General features: G+C 51.5%; 3 protein-coding genes and 1 pseudogene. 1 reads left to right on the top strand and 3 read right to left on the bottom strand.

What is annotated here, in order from left to right; genetic code table 11:
* Positions 1-126: 126 nt before the first annotated feature.
* Positions 127-351, top strand: a pseudogene (locus tag ACTBDZ_RS16560) (acyl-CoA dehydrogenase family protein); the annotation flags it as partial.
* Positions 352-670: 319 nt separating this feature from the next.
* Here the strand turns inward: ACTBDZ_RS16560 and ACTBDZ_RS16555 are convergent.
* The 3 genes from ACTBDZ_RS16555 to ACTBDZ_RS16545 all read right to left on the bottom strand — a co-directional run bounded on the left by ACTBDZ_RS16555 (position 671) and on the right by ACTBDZ_RS16545 (position 2,913).
* Positions 671-1,294 (bottom strand): response regulator transcription factor, encoded by a 624-nt coding sequence (locus ACTBDZ_RS16555; protein WP_438816111.1) that lies wholly within the window; start codon positions 1,292-1,294, stop codon positions 671-673.
* Positions 1,291-2,616: a sensor histidine kinase gene (locus ACTBDZ_RS16550; RefSeq protein ID WP_438816110.1), complete on the bottom strand. Its 1,326-nt coding sequence runs from the start codon at positions 2,614-2,616 to the stop codon at positions 1,291-1,293. The genes ACTBDZ_RS16555 and ACTBDZ_RS16550 overlap by 4 nt, the downstream gene beginning before the upstream one ends.
* 126 nt (positions 2,617-2,742) lie before the next feature.
* The gene (locus tag ACTBDZ_RS16545) at positions 2,743-2,913 is read right to left on the bottom strand and encodes a DUF1127 domain-containing protein (protein ID WP_438816109.1); all 171 of its coding nucleotides are present in this window, start codon (positions 2,911-2,913) and stop codon (positions 2,743-2,745) included.
* Between the last annotated feature and the right edge of the window lie 97 nt (positions 2,914-3,010).

Raw genomic sequence — 3,010 nt, 5'->3', positions numbered from 1 at the left:
CACAAAAATGGACGATGCCGCTGAGGGACTGGCGTATGGCTATGAGCCGCTTTATTATCGAGTTCGGTGATCGTCTGGACGGTCACTACTGAGAAAAGGCATTTACACAGAATCGTGTACAGGGTCTCATTACGCACCAGTGCCGCGTTGTGCAAACTTTATTGCGCACGCACCGCACTGGAAGTGATCGATGACGCCATTCAGATCATGGGCGGGCTGGGTTATACGGATGACGCACGCGTATCCCGTTTCTGGCGTGACGTGCGCTGCGAAAGGATTGGCGGCGGTACTGATGAAATAATGATTTATATTGCCGGACGGCAGATTCTGAAAGATTACCAAAGTAAATAACTGACAGGTTGAGACTCCCGTTCACACGGGAGTCTCAACCGGATATACGCATCACAGCAGCAATTCTGGGTCACGTATTCAATGAGTGTATTGCTACATAGTCTGGCATGCAAAAAAGGTGTTTAAAACCAGCCTGAATGCATGAAGAGAACATAGAGCATGAATACTATTTTTATTGCGGAGCAACACATTGAATACGTGACCAGACGTTTCATTATGTTCTGGCTCCTGTTGTCCTTGGGAGGTATGCGACAAGGACAGCGTAACCAGAGCCTCTGGAAGGAACCATTCGGTTGATTACTCAAGCCACTGCGTAATTTTACGGAGTTTTATCGATAAGCGATTGCCCGCCATACAGTTTTATCAATTTTGCCAGCGAGTTTATTTCCAGTTTGACGAACAGATTGGCGCGGTGTGCCTCCACGGTGCGGGAGGAGAGTTCCAGATCTTTGGCGATCTCTTTTTTCGATTTTCCCTCCATCATCAGCGCCATCACTTCATGTTCGCGCGCGGAAAGCGTATTGAGCTTATCCCGTAACTGTGTGGCTTGTTGGCGCTGGTTGGCCTGCGTTTGAAACTGTGTCATCGCGCCAGAAACCGTTTCGAGCAGCAGATCCGCATCGATGGGCTTGGTCAAAAACTCGAAGGCACCACTTTTAAAGGCACGTCGGCACAAATTGATATTGCCATGACCTGTCATGATGATGACGGGGATATCCATGCCGCATTGTTGCCACTCCTCTAACAGGGTTAGCCCTGTTTTGCCTGGCATACGAATATCGAGCAGCAGACAGCCGTGCAGTGAGCGCCAGTCGCTGTGATGCTGTTCAAAATCAGCAATGCTGGCATAGGGTTGCGTTTGCCACCCGACGGTAGCCAGCAATGCACTGAGTGAATTTCGGATAGCGTCATCATCGTCAATCAGATAAACACACAGCGTCATTGGTCCTGCTCCTCTGCGTTGAAAGGAAACCACAGTATGAATCGGGCCCCGCTGCCAGCGACATTTTCTGCGCTGATGTCGCCGTTGAGACCCTGAACCAACGTTTGAGTCAGCGCCATCCCGAGCCCTAGTCCCCCCTGTCGAGTAGTGAAAAAGGGCAGAAAGACATTCTGTAGCGCCTGCTCAGATAAACCCGGTCCACCGTCCGTTAGGGTCAGTGTAATGCCCTTTTCTATCGGGTGCGCAGCGATCTCAACCCATGCCGATTTGGAGGCGCTATTTTGCTGTGCCTGGATCGCATTGAGCAGCAGGTTATGCAGAATTTGCTCAACCCACTGCGGTGCGGCGAGAAACGGTGGCAGGTCATCGGGGATTTTGTTGATGATTTTCACTTTCCCGGCATGCAACTCGTTTTCCAGCAGCATCAGCACCCGTGACCAGACCAGTTTCAGATTGACTGGCTGTAAGGGAACGTGGTCGCTGTGCATTTTTTGGCGTAAATCGGTGAGCAGGGCGCTGATCCGTTTGGTTTGCACGACGGCGGCGTCGAGCAGAGGGGCGATCTCCGCGCTCTTTTCTTGTTTCAGCAAACTCAGGGCGGTTTGGTTGTAACTCAGAATCGCAGTAAGCGGCTGATTCAGTTCGTGCACCATACCGGCGGTAATCTCCCCCATGGTATTGAGCCGGGTGAGTTCGGAAAACTGTGCACGTAAATCCGCCAGCACACGTTGACGTTTATACATCAGATAGCGGCTGACAAACTCTACGACGATCGCACAGAGTAGAGCAAACAACAGCATGCTGATCCAGGGCAGATGGCGCCAGTCGGGATCGTTTCCTGCTGAAAGCTCAAACGGCTGCGAATCGCCCACCAGCGCTTTATGCCACTGCCAGTAAGGCGTTGTAGTTGCATCACCAAGCACCACCAGAGGGGTGTCATGCAAGTACAAACTCAGGGTGCGGAATGCATTGCTCTGCGGCAGTGTGCTGAGTACCTGCTTGAGGTCGATCAGCAGCGAGACGTGCTGGCCGTTTAGCCAATAGGTGCCATTGCCCGCCAGTTGCGGCTCGGTAGCACTGTATTCCGGTGAGCGTGTTTTTAAGATAAGAATTTGGGGAAACGCTTTTTTGACCCTCTCGGGATCGCTGGCGGCGGAAAGCAGCGTCAGGATGACATCATGCTGAGAAAGTTTGAGTGCCACATCACGATAAAGGATACGGAACTCGGCCCTGTGTTCTTCATACTGCTGTTGCAGCGTATGAATGCTCAGAGCGAGAGCGGATAGGGCCGTCAAGAGTAACCAAATGGCGAACTTACGCATGATGATGTCATTCGGGTTGAGTTAACGCCATGCGCATGGCTGAGAGAGTAACGCCGGGACATAGAACCATACTGGATGGATGCTGTAAACCCGACCGCACTCAACCCGTCCGGTCGGAACCTCTGTTTAGCGAAAGCGGTCGACATCGTGAGCAGTGAGTCCAATGTCTTTGAGCTGAGCATCATTGAGTCGACGCAGTTCACGCAGTGTGGTGCGGCGTTTTAGCCAGTGACACCACCACCGAAACGGGGTACGGATTGTGATATCAATTGTATTAGTCGCGACTTGATCTGACACTGGACCTTGCAAGGTTGAGAGTTACCGGTTTTGATATGGGTGTCCAATCCTTATACAAAACACGAGGTAACTCTCATGATTCATACTAACAATCCCA

It is taken from the genome of Symbiopectobacterium sp., assembly GCF_051710365.1.
GTDB lineage: Bacteria > Pseudomonadota > Gammaproteobacteria > Enterobacterales > Enterobacteriaceae > Symbiopectobacterium.
Note: the sequence above shows the minus strand (reverse complement) of the source record. Positions and strands in the feature narration are given on the sequence as shown.